We start from the raw sequence: 15481 nt of genomic DNA, 5'->3' as shown, positions 1-15481 counted from the left end.
GGTGTCTGATCACACGTACCCCAGGAGATGACCATGCCCACTCTCAGAAACAAAGTCGCACTCGTCACAGGCGCGGCGCGGGGGATCGGCGCCGAGACCGCCCGCGCCCTCGCCCGCAGGGGCGTCAAGCTGGTTCTCATCGACCTGGACGCGGAACCGCTGAACGCTCTCGCCGCCGAACTCGGTGACGACATCGCCCTGGCCACCGCCGCCGACGTGTGTGATCTCGCGGCCATGGAGAAGGCAGTCGAGGCGGGCATCGCGAAATTCGGCGGAATCGACCTGGTCCTGGCGAATGCCGGTATCGCCAGCTACGGCTCGGTCATGCAGGTCGATCCCTCAACTTTCAAACGAGTCATCGACGTCAACATCCTCGGTGTCTTCCACACGGTCCGCGCTGCGCTGCCCTCCGTGATCGAACGCAAGGGCTACATCCTGATCGTCTCGTCCCTGGCCGCGTTCACACCTGCCCCCGGTCTCGCGGCCTACAACGCGAGCAAGGCCGGCATCGAGCACTTCGCCAACGCCCTGCGCATCGAAGTCGCCCACAAGGGCGTCACCGTTGGTTCGGCGCACATGTCATGGATCGACACACCGCTGGTCCAGGACACGAAAGACGATCTCACCGCGTTCAACGAGTTCCTCTCGGTGCTGCCGGGGCCGCTGGGCAAGACCACAACGGTTCAGACCTGCGTCGATGCCTTCGTCGACGGATTGGCACAGCGCAAGCGCCGCGTCTACGTACCACGATGGGTGGGCCCGATCGGGTGGCTGAAGTCGGTGATCACCTCGCGCATCGGCGATCGCGCCGTCGGCCGCCACGTGCCGAGGATCCTTCCCAAGATGGACGAGGAAGTCGCGAAGCTCGGCCGGTCCACCAGCGCGCGCAATGTCGCCCTCGACGACGTCGCCGTAGACCCGAAATAGCCTCCCTTCCAACGTCAAAGGAATCTTCATGGCATACACCGACATCGCGGCCGACGTCCAAGGCGCGAAGACCCCCGTCGAACATCTCGATGTCCTGATCATCGGTGCCGGGTTGTCCGGAATCGGCGCCGCGTATCACCTTCAGGACAACTTCCCTGACCGGACATTCGCCATTCTGGAGAGCCGTGAATCGATGGGTGGCACGTGGGACCTGTTCCGCTACCCCGGAATTCGCTCCGACTCCGATATGTACACGCTCGGATATCGCTTCAAGCCGTGGAAGAACGACCAGTCGATAGCCGATGGGTCCTCCATCCTCGATTATCTCGAGGAGACGGCCACCGAACACGGTATCGACCGCAACATCCGCTTCCGGCACCACGTGATCCGCGCCGAGTGGTCCACACCGGACTCACAGTGGACAGTCGAAGCCGAGCGCGGCGACACCGGTGAGATCGTTCGGTTCACCGCCGACTTCCTGATGTCCTGCAGCGGCTACTACCGCTACGACGAGGGCTACACCCCGGAATTCCCTGGAATCGATCGCTTCGAGGGTCGAGTGGTCCATCCTCAGCACTGGCCGGACGACCTGGACTACGCCGGCAAACGCGTCGTCATCATCGGTAGCGGTGCCACCGCAGTGACCCTCGCACCGGCGATGGCTACCGACGCCGCACACGTGACCATGCTGCAGCGTTCACCCACGTACATCATCTCGATGCCTGGCGCAGACAAGGTGGCGGGCCTCCTCCAGCGCTTCCTGCCTGCACGGCTGGCGTACTCGCTGACGCGGCTCAAGAACACGGCGGTTTCGGCTGCGGTCTATCAACTGTCCCAGCGGTACCCGAAGTTCATGAGAGGCCGCATCCGGCAACTCCAGAAGGGCTTGCTGCCGGAAGGGTACGACATCGACACCCACTTCAACCCCCGGTACAACCCGTGGGATCAACGGCTGTGTCTGGTACCCGATGGCGATCTCTTCCGGACGATCAGGGACGGGGACGTGTCGATCGCGACCGATCACATCGACACTTTCACCAACACTGGCATCGCATTGAAGTCGGGTGAGGAACTGGACGCCGATATCGTCGTCACCGCAACAGGATTGAATCTCCTTGCCTTCGGTGGAATGACGCTCGCAGTCGACGGCCGCGACATCGACCTCACCGAGACCATGGCCTACAAGGGCATGATGCTCAGCGGTGTGCCCAACTTCGCCTTCATCGTCGGGTACACCAATGCGTCCTGGACGCTCAAGGCTGATCTGGTGTGTGAGTACGTCTGCCGCCTACTCGCGCACATGGACGAGCGCGGATACACGACATGCGTCCCCGAACGAGACCCCTCCGTCGAGGAGGCGCCACTCCTCGACTTCGCTGCAGGCTACGTATTGCGTTCGGCAGGCTCTTTCCCCAAGCAGGGTTCGAAGCGGCCGTGGCAGATGCCGATGAACTACTTCCGCGATCTGGTAATGCTCCGGCACGGAAAACTGGTGGACCAGGCCATGGTGTTCGGCGGGTCGCGGCCGAGACCGAAGGTGACTGCGGGGCGCTGAGTCATGACGCTCATCACTAATACCTGTTAGTGTGCGGCAAGTCGCCCGACGAACGTCGGCATACGCGCTCGGTGTCGGCCCGAGCGCGTATCAGGGGGGGGAGGACTTGACGATGCGACGGCTTGCTCGGACCCGGCCGAACTGGGTAGCGAGACATCTGGCAGTCATGATCTCGGCGACCGTTGCGGCTGTAGCGGTGATGACATGGCCCGTCGCAACCGTGGCGGGTGCCGCTCCCGTGGACGGCTTCTATGTCCCACCGTCGCCGCTCGATCAGACGCCGGGCACAGTGGTCCGGACCGAGCCTCTGCCGATCTTCACAACGCCTCCTGCGGCAAACGGCGACTGGCCGATCACCGGCCAGAGGGTGCTGTACACCTCACGTAACCAGTACGGAGACGCGGTCGCCGTCAGCGGCACCTACATCGAGGCAACGCATCCCTGGCAAGGAACGGGGGACAGGCCGACGGTCGTAATTGCCCCCGGCACGTCCGGGCAGGGTGACCACTGCGCCATGTCGGTCGCGTTTTCCACCGGGCTGTACGCCGATCCCGCGAAGTTGTCACTGTCTGCCAACCAGGAGGCGGTGTCGGCCGCGACGTGGAGTTCACTCGGTGCCCGGGTGTTCGTCACCGATTACATCGGGCTGGGCACACCCGGAATACATACGTATGCCAACCGGGTCGAGCAGGCGCACGCGGTTCTCGATGCGGCACGGGCTGCGAACGCACTAGCCGGGTCCGGCTCTGCGACACCGGTGGTGTTCTGGGGCTACTCACAGGGTGGTGGCGCGGTTGCCGCGGCGGCGGAGCTGCAGCCGTCCTACGCACCGGAACTCAATCTCGAGGGCACTTGGGCCGGCGCTCCCACCGCGGATCTCATGGCGGTGATCGAGCAGATCGACGACATCAATCTCATCGGAGCCGCTACCGCCTACGCGGTCAACGGATTCGTCGACCGCAATCCGGATATCGGCAAGTATGTCGATGAACTCGTCACTCCGCAGGGCCGGGAACTTCTCGCGAGCCTCAGCGACACGTGCATCGCCGACGTCATCACCAAGTACCCGTTCACACAGACCAGTGTCCTGACTGTCGACGGACGCCCGGTGCTCGAGCACATACGCGAGATCCCCGAGGTAGCCGACTTGCTTCGGCATCAGAGAATCGGGGCCATCGCCCCGTCGAGCCCGGTCCTGATCACCAGTGCGATCAACGACGACACCGTCCCCTACGGTCAGGCTCGCCAACTCGCCGACGACTGGTGCGCCCAAGGCGCGACCGTTACATTCCGAACTAACACCCTGCCGCCCATCCTCTCCGGCGCGGCCCTTCCGAACCACCTGAGTCCGGCGTACATCGACGGATACGGCCCCGACAGTGCAATGAGCTACCTACTCGATCGACTCAACGGAGTTCCGCTGTCCGGCTGCAGTCTGCACTGATCGTTCACCTTGCCGCCTTTGGGAACTCAGCGGACATTCCAGAGACTCCCAAAGCGGCTGGAATGAGTTGCATTTCAGCGCCTTGCCCGCCCTAGGCGTATGTTACTCACGGGTAATAAGAGTCCACCGCTACAACACCATGCCAGCGGTCCCGCTTTCAAGCAGGCAGTGGATTTTTGTGACACGATTCATAGAGACCCCTCGAATTCGTCTGTCTCGCAGGCCATGTTTCGCCTCCGATCAGTAGGGCTACTTGCCCGTTCCTCTGGGTGGCCACGGGCGAACCAGCAGGTCGGAGCGGTCGCCGCTCGGAGCGATGTTGCGCCCGCCCGGCGTGTCGGCCACACCTTGTGCCCCCAACCAGCTACGCACATCATGCTTGTTGACAGCGCGGGAACGGCAACAACTGCCCCGTATTCGGCTGTACATTCCTCGCCGCAGAGATGACTCGAGGTCGGGCGGGTTGCATGCCGATACGGTCCATGATCTTGTTCCCGCAAACGGATGACGAGATTCCGTGCAGGACTTAACACATTGCACCGACCCGGCGTGGAAGCGGTCGAGGCGGTCTGTACAGAGGGGTGAGTGTTGACGCATTCCCGGTTCGAAGCGATCGGTGCCTACCTGCCAGAGCAGGTGGTAACGACCGACGAGTTGATCGGTCGTCTCGCGCAAAAGCCGAGCTTCGACTTCGCGGCGGTGACCGGTGTTCGGGAAAGGCGTGTGCGATCCACGTCGCCGGAGGCCAGTGAGGACTCGTTCACCCTGGCTATGAACGCGGCGCGCGACTGCCTGTCCCGTTCCCGTTATCGGGCAGAGGATCTCGACGCGATCATCTCGGTGTCGATCACCAGAAGCAAGAACGGGGAGACGATCTACTTCGAGCCGTCCTTCGCGTCGATGATCGCGAAGGAACTCGGCGCACGTCAGGTCATTCACTTCGACGTATCCAACGCCTGCGCCGGCATGCTCACTGGTACGTATTTGCTGGACAAGATGATCCGCTCCGGGATCATCCGCAACGGAATGGTCGTCAGTGGAGAGGCGATCACTCCGATCGCGGAGACGGCGGTCAAGGAACTGGCCGGTGGATATGACCCACAGTTCGCTTCTCTGTCGGTCGGAGACTCGGGTAGTGCCGTCATCCTCGACGTGTCGGAGGACGAACGCGACCGAATCCACTACGTCGAGATGATGACCGCGTCGGAGTACTCGGACGCGTGTATCGGGAAGCCGAGCGACCGCACCCAGGGCGTCGCCCTCTACACCGACAACCGGCGAATGCACAACGAAGACCGGTTCAAGCTGTGGACCGGAAGTCAGAGCATCTTCCTGGCCGAACAGGGCCGCACGTTCGCCGACGAAGAGTTCGACTACGTCATCCACCACCAGTTCGGATCGTCGGCGGTGGAGTTCCTCAACGCACTCGGCGAACGCGAGTTCTCCACACCGATGCCGCCGCCGCTCAACGTCATCGACAAGTACGGAAACACCTCATCCACCTCGCATTTCATCGTCCTGCACGACCACTTGCGGCAGGGCAACATCCCGTCCGGGTCGAAGGTGCTGATGGTGCCCGCCGCATCCGGAGTCGTCACCGGGTATCTGTCCGCCACGATCTCATCTCTGGAGGCCTGACATGGGCGTCATCATCACAGCGACCGGTGTCAGTCACGACACGGACACCGCGAGCGTCATCGAGCACTCCTCCAGGGCCGCTCGCGCGGCTCTCGAGGCGGCGTCGATCAGCCCCGAGCAGGTCGGTGTGTTGATCAACACCGGAATCTACCGAGATTCGAATATGGTCGAGCCCGCGATCGCCGCGCTGATCCAAAAGGCCGCCGGTATCGGCCTCGACTACGGCGAGACGGATCCGAAGTCGTTCTCCTTCGATCTGATGAACGGCGCGTGCGGAGTTCTCAACGCTGTTCAGGTGGCGTCCGGACTCCTCGAGACATCCACGACAGAGCGTGTTCTCATCGTGTCAGGTGACACTCATCCGTCGATGACCGGTGCCGCTGCGCCACAAGACTTCCCGTACTCCACCGCGGGTGCGGCGATGTTGCTCGAATACACCGACGGGGCAGAGGGATTCGGCCCGGTACACGTTGATCTCCTAGCCGGTGAGCCCACGATCGAAGGGTACGTCGACATCTCTACGATGGGCATCACCGGCCGCTCTGCGATGACCGTCGCTCGCGCCGACGACTTCGACACCAGAATTCTCGATGCCGCCGTCTCGGTCGCCTCGTCCGCACTCGACGGCGCCGACACCGACCCGGCCACGACCGTGCTGATCTCCTCGCAGCCGACGCCTGGCTTCCAGGACGCGCTGGCGAAGAAGCTCGGGGTTCGCGCGCTCACTGCTGGAGAGCAGCCGATCGTCGGTGACACTCACACCGCCGCATTGACACTCGCGTACCACAGCGCGGCCGCCGCAAGCGGATTGACTGGCGTAACAAGTGTGCTGTTCGTTGCTGCCGGCGCCGGGCCGAGCGCGGCTGCAACGATATACCGGGTCCCCACCCAGGCAGCGTGATGTCCGCATCAGTTTTCACCCGCTGGCTCGATCGACTGTCGGACATCGCCAGCCGCCGACCGGACGCGGCCGCAGTGACCTACGCCGATGGCCCGACCGACGCTCTGCCCGGCTACACAGATCTGACCTTCGCCGAACTCGACGCCTGGTCGGACGCCCTCGCTGAGCAGTTCACCGCTGACGGCATCACGGCAGGCACCCGCACGATCGTGCTCGTCAATCCGGGCCCCGAGTTGTACGCGACATTGTTCGGGCTGTTCAAGGCCGGGGCGGTCCCGGTCGTCATCGACCCCGGAATGGGATTGCGGCCCATGCTGCGCTGCCTGTCGGCCGTCGACCCCCAGGCGTTCATCGGCATCCCGCAGGCCCACGCCGTACGGGTCCTGTTCCGGCGTGCGTTCCCCAGCGTGCGTGCGACGGTCACGGTCGGGCGTCGGTGGGCTTGGGGTGGCCGCACTCTTGCTTCCGCGGGCCGTACCCCCAAACGCGGCGCACCGCGGAAAGTGGGTTTCACCGACGACGATCTGTTGATGATCGCGTTCACGACCGGCTCGACCGGACCGGCGAAAGCGGTCGAACTCACGCACGGCAACCTCGAGGCGATGCTGGCGCAGACCCAATCGATGACCGAGGTGACCGAGGATGAGTCCGCGCTGGTCACCCTTCCGATGTTCGGAATGCTCTACCTGCTCCTCGGTGCCCGAATCGTCCTCCCGCCACTGATTCCCAGCCAGGTCGGTGCCACCAATCCGCTGCACGTAGTCAACGCGATCAACCGGTTCGATGTGGCCACGTTGTTCGCCTCGCCTGCGGTACTCGGCCCGCTACTCGAGCACGCCCGCACCCACAAGTCGACGATGTCGACGATCCGCGCGGTGTTCTCCGGCGGCGCCCCGGTTCCCGACGCAGTCATCACCGGCTTGCGTGAAGTCCTCCCGGCCACCGCCGCGGTCCACGCCGGTTACGGGGCAACCGAGGCGATCCCGATGTCGTCGATCGAGTCTCGTAAGCTGCTCGAGGGACTGACAGATCAGGCGAGGAGCGGGGCCGGTACCTGCATCGGCCCGCCCGTCGACGGTGTCGAGGTGCGCATCATCGCCGCTGTCGACGATCCACTGCCCCGTTGGAGCCAGGCTGCTGCGCTGGACGAAGGCGTGGGGGAGATCGTCGTTTCCGGGCCCAACGTGAGCACCCGCTACTACTGGCCCCCCGCCGCAAATCTGACCGGGAAGATCCGTGACGGAGACCGAATCTGGCATCGCACCGGAGATCTCGGCCGGATAGACAGCGATGGCCGAATCTGGTTCTGCGGGCGCAAGTCCCAGCGCGTCGAGACAAGCGCAGGCGTCTTGTACACAGTGCAGGTCGAGCAGATATTCAGCACAGTGGACGGTGTCGCTCGCACCGCGCTCGTCGGGGTTGGCCCGCGCCCCCGCCAGCGGCCGGTGCTGTGCGTCGAACTGGCCGCCGGCGCCGATCCTGCGAGGGTGCTGGCCGCAGTGAAGACACGCGCCGCCGAGAACCCCTTGACGGCCGGAATCGATACCGTTCTCATTCATCCGAGCTTCCCGGTCGATATCCGCCACAATGCCAAGATCGGTCGTGAACAGCTCGCCATCTGGGCCGCGACCGAGTTGGATCGACACGCAAAGGTTCCGCGATGAAAACGCTCTTGTTGCGCGCTATCCCGATCGCCGGGTGGATCTATCTGGTGTACGGTGCCGTCCGCGCCGCCCGCAACCGGCCACTCGAGCACCCTCTTGCCCGGACGGCCTGGTGGGTCGATGCGTTCCTCAGCATCGTCGTGCATGCGGCCCAGATCCCGGCCGCGCTGCGCGCCGACGGCGGGCGGCGGTCGCGGGGCGCCACTGCCGCGCTGACGATGCTCTTCGGCATGACCTGGTGGACTACGCAGTCTCCGACTACACAGCCGCCTACCACTGCGACGAATACCACTGCGCCGAGTAGCAAGGAGATCTCCGAGTGAAGTTCCTCGTTACCGGAGCGTCCGGGTTCCTGGGCGGCAACATCGCGCGCCGCCTCGTCGACGACGGCGAGCACGACGTGTCGATCCTCGTTCGCCCGACCAGCCGCCTCACCGACCTCGGCGACACGTCGGCGATGCGGATTCAGTACGGCGATCTCACCGACCCGGCATCTCTCGAAGCCGCCACCCGTGGGATCGATGTCGTCGTCCACAGCGCCGCCCGCGTCGACGAGCGTGGCACCCGCGCCCAGTTCGAGCAGGAGAACATCACGGCGACCCAGGTGCTGCTCGCAGCGGCCAAAGCCAATGGCGTCAAGCGATTCGTTTTCATCTCGAGCCCGAGTGCCCTGATGAGCTACGACGGCGGCGACCAGATCAATCTTGACGAGACCGCTCCGTACCCGACGAGATTCCTCAACCTTTATTCGGCAACCAAGGCGGCAGCAGAGCAGGCTGTCCTTGCGGCGAACGCAGACGGATTCACCACCTGCGCCTTGCGGCCACGCGCGATCTGGGGGCCAGGCGACCGATCCGGCCCAATCGTCCGACTTCTCGCCCGTGCCCACGCCGGAACACTGCCGAACCTGTCGGGCGGCCGCGATATATACGCCTCCCTGTGCCACGTCGAGAACATCGTCGACGCGACGGTCAAGGCCGCGGGCTCCGAGAACGTCGGCGGCAAGGCGTACTTCATTGCCGACGACGAAGTCACCAACATCTGGCGGTACATGGCCGAGGTCTGCGAGGACTTCGGGTTCGCCCTCCCCGACCGGAGCGTCAACCCACGGGTGGTCGCCGCGATCGTGAGGGTTCTCGACCGCGTGTGGACCATCCCGTACGTCGCCGGCCGGTATTCGCCGCCGCTGTCGATGTACGTGCTTGCGCTGATGACCCGTTCGGCGACGTTCGACACCAGCGCCGCCGAACGGGACTTCGGCTACAAGCCCGTCATCGACCGCGAAACCGGGATGCGTCGATTCAGGGAGTGGGTCGACGCGCAAGGCGGTCTCGCTACGCTGACCCGCGACCTGCCCTGACCTCGCGTTCACCCCGACTTGTTCCCGCCCTCTCCGAAAAGGATCGATGTGCCCGCGTCCGTCCCGTTTCAGCGCCCCATCTCAGCGACCGAGCATCTCTACATCGCAACGCAGCCCCTCGCCGCCCCATTCGCGATCCAGCTCGTCGTCACCGGTACCGGTGAGATCGACGCGGCAGCGCTCGAGACCGCCGTCGGTCATGCCTCCGCAGCGTGTCCGGGCGCGCGGCTGGTCCGCGAGGGTCGGAACTGGGTCGACTCCGGCCGTACCCCGCAGGTGAGGGTCATCGATCACGCCATCGACTTCGACGCCCTCGACGGTGATGCGATCCTCGAGAGCAGCCTGGGCGCCGACTCCGGCGCCACCACCGAGATCGTCCTCGCCCGCGCTGCTTCGCAGACCAGCGTCATCGTCCGAGCGTTCCACGGCGTGATGGACGCCAAAGGCCTTGGTTTGTGGGTGGGAGATATCTTCCGGTCCCTACGCGGCGATGAGTTGGTCGGGGCGGCGGACCCTACAGCGGATCATGACCTCGTGTCACGTATCGGCGCCAACAGCTCACCCACCAAGCTGTTGCCGACCCACAGGGCACCGCTCGGGTCCACCGGTCCCGTTCCCCGCGATAAGCCGTTCTTGTGGCGCCATCGCAGCATTCCGACCACGACGCCTGCTGCAGTCGCCCGGATCTGTGCGCACCTCACCGAGGAGCTCGAGTCCCCGGCACGATTCATGGTGCCGGTCGACCTCCGCCGTCACGATCCGGCGATCCGATCGACCGCGAACCTCGCTCTGCCCCTGTTCGTCGACGTCAAACCAGGGGTCACGTGGCAACAAGTCCACGCTCAGATCCTCACGCGCCTCGGAGACCGGCGCGAACTCGCCGAGATGGACAACGGCGGCCTCGCACGACTTCCCGCACCGGTCACTCGCGCCATTGTCAGCACCGCCCATCGCTTCGGTGCCCGCACGAACCGAAACCTGGTCTCGGCGATCGTCTCCCACGCCGGGAAGATCGACTTGGACGAACTGTCTGCGCCTGGCTTCACCCCCACAAGTGCGCGTTCTCTACCGGTACACACCGGGCTCGTCCCGATGTCGTTCGTTGTCACCGAAACCGGCGGCATCACCGAGATCAGCGTCTCCTGCCGCGCAGGCGACGGCGTCAGTGAGCGCCTCGACGCGCTCCTCGACCGCCTCTCCGAAGCACTCTCCACACCGGAGACAGAGTCCGCCGCACCGGTCACCGTAGTCGAACCGGCGCTGCCGACAGTCGTCACCGCGCCGACGCCGGATACCGCAGACAGCCGGTTCCGCAGCCATGTTTCTGCCGCACCGACTGCGGTGGCGGTCAGCGGGCCCGCCGGCGAATACACCTACCGCCAGCTCGACGACTGGGCCGACGCGATCGCGGCCGTCCTCGCTGATCGCGGTGTCGGCACCGGTGGGGTCGTCGCTATCCTTTCCGGACGCACCCCGGCGGCGGTGGCCGGACAGCTCGGCATCATGCGCGCCGGTGCGGCGTTTCTGGCACTGGACCCGAAGCACCCCAGCGACCGTCTCGCCGCGATCCTGGCCGACTCCGGTGCCGAGATTCTGCTGGCCGGGCGTGAACACCAGCATCTGATCGACACCGAGATCCCCGTTCTGGACCTCGACGACCTCCCGACCCACACAGAAGCACCGATCACGGCGACCATCAATCCCGACGATATCGCCTATCTCACCTACACCTCCGGGTCGACCGGCCGCCCCAAGGGCGTCCTCATTCCGCACCGCGGCCTGGTCAACTTCGTCGATACCGCCGTCGAGTGCTGGCACCTCGGCCCGGAGACCCGGTATGCCCACCACCACACCCCTGCGGCGGACCTGGCCTGTTGCGCGTTCTTCAGTTCCTTGCTGACTGGAGGATCGCTCACCCTTGTTCCCCAGGATATTTCGCATCTGTCGCTCGAGGAGATGCTTTGCGAGTCGGGTGCCAACACCTTCCTGTTCACCCCGAGCCTGCTCGAGACCATCCTCCGGCTGGGCATCTCCCCGCCCAGCCCACGCACGGTGATCATCGGAGGTGAACGCCTCCTGCCCGGACTCGCCGCGCGAGCACGCAAATTCTTCGGCCCCGACACCCACCTGGTCAACAGCTACGGACCGGCCGAGATGTCCATCGCCTGCACCACCCACGTGCTAGGCAGCGACCCGGATCCGGACGCACCGTCGGTTCCCATCGGCCCGCCCTTTGCCAACACCCCTGTCTTCGTGCTCGATGAGCACCGGCAACCCGTCGCTCCCGGGGAGATCGGCGAACTGTACTTCGGCGGCCCGCAGGTGGGGCGCGAGTACCTCGGTCGCCCCGACCTGACCGCCGAGCGGTTCATCACCTTGCCCGGTGGAGAACGGGTCTACCGCACCGGCGACCTCGGACGGGTACTGCCCGGCGAAACTCTCGATTTCGTCGGTCGTATCGACAACCAGGTCAAGATCCGCGGCAACAGAGTCGAACCCGGAGAAGTGCAGGCCGCCCTCGAACGGGTGCCCGGAATAGACCGGGCCGCAGTCCTCGGCCGCCGGACCGAGGCCGGCGGCAACGCGCTCGTCGCCTACGTCGTCGCACATACAGACGCCGACATCGACACAGTCGCCGTGCGCGAGCAGCTGGCAAAGCAGCTGCCTCCCTACATGATCCCGGCCACGATCCAGGCCGTGGACGCTCTTCCCCTCAACGCCAACGGCAAACTGGACCTGGCACGTCTGTCGAGCATCCCGAACGCAGGCCAAGGGGAGTCCAGCGAACCACCGTCGGCACAGCCGACCGGCGGCGAGGGAGACGAACTCGCCCAGATCGCCGCAATCTGGGCGGCGATCCTCGAGACCACCCCCGACGAGCTGACGCCGGAATCGGACTTTTTCGTACTCGGCGGCGACTCGCTCGCATCTCTCGAAATGCTCTCCCGGATCTCGTCCACCATCGTCGGTCCCGCCGGCGAGGCACTGTTCGTCAAGCAACTCGAGGGTCTTGTCACCAACATGACTCTGATCGAGGTGCATGCCGCCGCGATGTCCGCGCGCGAGAATGGGGTCCGGGCATGATCTTCATCGGCGGAGGTTCTCTGCTCTGGCGCGCCGTCCGCTCCGCCGCGAACTCGGGCCACTGTGTCGATCTCGTCTGCGTCCGTCCGGAAGAAACATGTCCGGACGGGTTTCCCATCGTCGAAGTCGACGATGTCAACTCTGTGGCTGCGATGATCGAGGCAACGTGCACCGACGGCGTGGTGTGGTCGATCAACAACCCGACGATCCTGCGTGCCCCACTTCTCGACCTCGGCCTGCGGATCTACAACATTCACAACGGGCCGCTGCCCGCATACCGGGGCCTACCGGAAATCGCGATCACGTTTGCGATCCTCAATGGTGAAACCCACTACGCGGCAACCCTCCACAAGGTCGACCACGGTATCGACACCGGTGCTGTCCTCGACATCGAAGAGTTCCCGATCGCGCCGCAGGACCGGTTTCAAGAGGTGATGCTCACCGGACTGCGCGCCTGCCACACCCTGTTCGAGCGCAATCTCGATCGCGCGGTGTCGGCAGCGTTCACTCCTGTCGATTCGCCCTCCTCGGACGGCGCCTACTACGGACGCGCACGCCTTCGAGAACTGTGCGATCGCCGCGGTGATCCAGACTTTGCCCGCGCCGGCGGTCTGGGCGTGTTCACACCCCTGTACCCCGAGTTGGCCGCCGCGCTCGAGCAACCGGCCATGACCGAAAGCGTGCATTCGTGAACCGTTGGGCTTCGATGATCGTGGCGCGCCCGTGGACGGTGCTGCTGAGCACTATCGCGGTAGTGCTGATCGCAGGCGCATGGGGATCGTCGGTGATGAACAATCTGAGTACGGGCGGCTACTCCGACCCCGCCAGTGAGTCCGTTCGCGTCGAGCAACTCGTGGAGCAGCAGTTCGGTCGGCAGAGCCCGGATGTAGTTGCCGTATATACAGTTCCGGACGGTCGCGCGATCGGCGACCTCGGCGACGAGGTCCACCGCAGCATCGAGGGAATCGATCCCACCCTGTTGGATCGCCCCGTCGTCACCTATTGGAACACCCCGGGCGGCGCAGCGTTTCTACGCTCTGAGGACGGCACCAAGGCCGTGGCACTGGTATTCGCTGCCGGCGACGAGAACGAACGCCTCGCCGCGTTCGAGGGCATCGCCCCGCACCTCACCGTGCCTGGAATCGACACCGAGATCACGGGCTTCTCTGCTCTCGCTATGGAAATCAATGAGCAGTCCGAACATGATCTGATAGTCGCGGAGATGTTGTCACTGCCGGTCACCTTGGCGGTCCTGGTCGTGGTCTTCGGCGGGCTCGTGGCTGCTTCCCTGCCAGTGGCGGTCGGATTTCTGTCCATTCTCGGCGCCCTGGCTTCGTTGCGGCTGATCTCCGAGTTCGTCGAGGTCAATATCTTCGCGGTCAACGTCGCATCCCTGCTCGGTCTCGGGCTGGCGATCGACTACGGGCTGTTCATCGTCAGCCGTTTCCGCGAGGAACTGGCGCGCGAGGGCGTCGATGTCGGGTCTGCACTGAACCGCACGTTGTCCACGGCCGGGCGCACGATTGGTTTCTCCGCGCTGCTGCTGATGTGTGCGTTCGCCGGAACTCTGGTGTTTCCACAGGCTGCACTGAAATCTCTGGGCTTCGGAGCAATGTCGGCGGTCGCCGTCGCGGCGATCGCATCGCTGACGGTGCTGCCTGCCGCACTCGCCCTGCTCGGCCACCGTATCGGCAAATGGAGTTGGCGAAGAGACGCATTCGAGCGGGGTGAGGCCAGGGCAGGACGGTTCTGGGGACGGGTCACCACCGCAGTGCTCCGGCGCCCGGGAGCTGTCGCGTTCGGGATCGTCGCAATATTCCTGGTGGTTGCGTCGCCGACCCTCGGTATCAAGCTCGGCGACGTCGATCACACCGCGCTTCCCTCGGACAGCTCCGCTCGACTCGGCGCGGAAAGCATCGCCGCGGAACTACCTGCCGCCAATGGCGGTGTCCTCATCCACACTCGCAGCACCGACGGCGGTCCCCCCTCGCCGGCCGCACTGGGCGAGCTGAGTCGCGCTGTGGCGGATGTCGACGGCGTCACAGGTGTCGTCGTCGTGGGCAGCAAGGACGACGTGACGGTCATGCAGGCACGCCTCTCGGTCCCCGACCGCTCACAAACCGCGATCAAGGCTGTCGAGCAGATCCGCGGCCTCGACGCCCCCGAGGGGATCAGCGTGTCGATCGGTGGACCGACAGCGATCACCGTGGATGGCGTCGATGCCATCATTGCCTGGCTACCTGTGATGCTCGCGATCATGGCGGCCGCCACTTTGATCCTCATGCTTTTGGCGTTCGGCTCGATCGTTCTGCCGATCAAGGCGGTCGCGGTGGCGTTCGTGAGCCTGGCCGCGACCTTCGGGATTCTCACGCTCATCTTCTACGACGGCTATCTCGCCGGTGTCCTTCAGGTCAGCCAGGGGCCACTGCCTGCCGGGATGGTGGTCTTGGTGATCGCCGTGGTGTTCGGGCTGTCCACCGACTACGAGGTATTCCTCATCTCGCGAATGGTCGAGGCCAGAGCGGCCGGAGCGACAACCGAAGAAGCCATCCTGGTCGGGGCCACTCGAACCGGCCGCGTTGTCACCGCCGCAGCAACACTGCTGATCCTCGTAACCGGTGCCTTCACGCTCTCGGAACTGACGCCCATGCGGTTCATCGGATTAGGAATGATCATCGCGCTCGCGCTCGACGCCACCCTGGTCCGAATGCTGCTCGTGCCGGCCCTGGTCAAGCTCATGGGCGAGGCCAACTGGTGGGGCCCCGCGTTCCTTCGGAGGCAGCCTGCAGCCAACCAGACACCGGCAGCGAGCAGCGAGCCGCCATCAGCGGATGATGACCTCTCCGTGCTCGAGGTCAAGCACTGACGAAACACGCAGGCGGTGTACTGTTTGGCAAGTCACAATTGA

Annotated in this window: 11 protein-coding genes; all 11 read left to right on the top strand. The window is 64.8% G+C overall.

Going from position 1 to position 15481, the window contains the following annotated elements:
• The first annotated feature begins 33 nt into the window (after positions 1–33).
• The 11 genes from BFN03_RS19200 (at position 34) to BFN03_RS19150 (ending at position 15439) form a co-directional block, all read left to right on the top strand.
• A complete protein-coding gene (locus tag BFN03_RS19200) occupies positions 34–927 on the top strand; it encodes an SDR family oxidoreductase (protein WP_070381096.1) in 894 nt (297 codons plus the stop codon).
• A 28-nt stretch (positions 928–955) separates the two neighbouring features.
• Complete coding sequence (locus BFN03_RS19195) at positions 956–2482, top strand: flavin-containing monooxygenase (protein ID WP_070380349.1); 1527 nt, start codon at positions 956–958, stop codon at positions 2480–2482.
• A gap of 112 nt (positions 2483–2594) precedes the next feature.
• The gene (locus tag BFN03_RS19190; RefSeq protein ID WP_198163316.1) at positions 2595–3926 is read left to right on the top strand and encodes a lipase family protein; all 1332 of its coding nucleotides are present in this window, start codon (positions 2595–2597) and stop codon (positions 3924–3926) included.
• Positions 3927–4514: 588 nt separating this feature from the next.
• A complete protein-coding gene (locus BFN03_RS19185; RefSeq protein ID WP_070381095.1) occupies positions 4515–5564 on the top strand; it encodes a 3-oxoacyl-ACP synthase III family protein in 1050 nt (349 codons plus the stop codon).
• A gap of 1 nt (position 5565) precedes the next feature.
• Positions 5566–6465 carry a hypothetical protein gene (locus BFN03_RS19180; RefSeq protein WP_070380347.1) on the top strand — a complete coding sequence of 300 codons (900 nt, stop codon included), beginning with the start codon at positions 5566–5568 and terminating at the stop codon, positions 6463–6465.
• Positions 6465–8129: a fatty acid CoA ligase family protein gene (locus BFN03_RS19175; RefSeq protein WP_070380346.1), complete on the top strand. Its 1665-nt coding sequence runs from the start codon at positions 6465–6467 to the stop codon at positions 8127–8129. The genes BFN03_RS19180 and BFN03_RS19175 overlap by 1 nt, the downstream gene beginning before the upstream one ends.
• Positions 8126–8452, top strand: coding sequence for a hypothetical protein (locus BFN03_RS20510; RefSeq protein WP_070380345.1), 327 nt, complete (start codon positions 8126–8128; stop codon positions 8450–8452). Before BFN03_RS19175 ends, BFN03_RS20510 begins: the two co-directional genes overlap by 4 nt.
• Positions 8449–9489, top strand: coding sequence for an NAD-dependent epimerase/dehydratase family protein (locus tag BFN03_RS19165; RefSeq protein WP_070380344.1), 1041 nt, complete (start codon positions 8449–8451; stop codon positions 9487–9489). The genes BFN03_RS20510 and BFN03_RS19165 overlap by 4 nt, the downstream gene beginning before the upstream one ends.
• Positions 9490–9537: 48 nt before the next feature.
• Positions 9538–12573, top strand: a complete 3036-nt coding sequence (locus BFN03_RS19160) for a non-ribosomal peptide synthetase (protein ID WP_070380343.1) — start codon at positions 9538–9540, stop codon at positions 12571–12573.
• Positions 12570–13265, top strand: coding sequence for a formyltransferase family protein (locus BFN03_RS19155; protein ID WP_070380342.1), 696 nt, complete (start codon positions 12570–12572; stop codon positions 13263–13265). Before BFN03_RS19160 ends, BFN03_RS19155 begins: the two co-directional genes overlap by 4 nt.
• Positions 13262–15439: an MMPL family transporter gene (locus BFN03_RS19150; protein ID WP_070380341.1), complete on the top strand. Its 2178-nt coding sequence runs from the start codon at positions 13262–13264 to the stop codon at positions 15437–15439. The genes BFN03_RS19155 and BFN03_RS19150 overlap by 4 nt, the downstream gene beginning before the upstream one ends.
• Positions 15440–15481: the final 42 nt, after the last annotated feature.

Source organism: Rhodococcus sp. WMMA185 (assembly GCF_001767395.1).
Classification (GTDB): Bacteria; Actinomycetota; Actinomycetes; order Mycobacteriales; family Mycobacteriaceae; genus Rhodococcus_F.
This window is presented reverse-complemented; position numbering and strand designations above follow the sequence as displayed.